Origin of the sequence: Bacillus sp. JJ1127, from assembly GCF_036965845.1 — a bacterium.
Classification (GTDB): Bacteria; Bacillota; Bacilli; order Bacillales; family Bacillaceae_G; genus Bacillus_A.
This window is the reverse complement of the sequence record NZ_JBALQK010000041.1, coordinates 1-447: the sequence shown is the minus strand read 5'-3', so window position 1 is coordinate 447 and position 447 is coordinate 1. Positions and strand designations below refer to the sequence as shown.

General features: G+C 32.0%; 1 protein-coding gene. It reads left to right on the top strand.

The genetic code is table 11. The features are described from left to right. The coding region (locus V7183_RS05055) for a gamma-glutamylcyclotransferase family protein (protein ID WP_335358898.1) at positions 1-355 on the top strand (355 nt) is incomplete at its 5' end. Positions 356-447: the final 92 nt, after the last annotated feature.

The window sequence follows — 447 nt, the reverse complement described above, 5'->3', positions numbered from 1 at the left end:
CACATTAAGAAAACAACAAACAAATGCTCATTACCTATATGGAACAACATGTATCGCGTTAGAAGCATGGACTTATGGGAAGTTATTTGATACAAATGAAGGCTATCCAGCAATGATTCTTTCGAGTGATAATAAGGTATATGGAGAAGTATATGAAGTAAGTGATGAGATTTTAAAAAAGTTAGATGAACTTGAAGAGTATACAGGTAATCCTGAAAAAGATTTATATGACCGGATTACACAGACCATCTATTTTGGGGATAGAAATATAAGTGCATATGTTTATATTGCGCAAAATGACGGGATGTTACAGAGACTAATAATTACTGGTGATGGGACGAGTTATCGAAATTGAATCGATAAGGGAAGTAAGGAATTGTTTCTTATAGTACAAATAGTAATTACATTTTAATTGATAACCCGAATAGTGGATAATTTGAAAAAAGT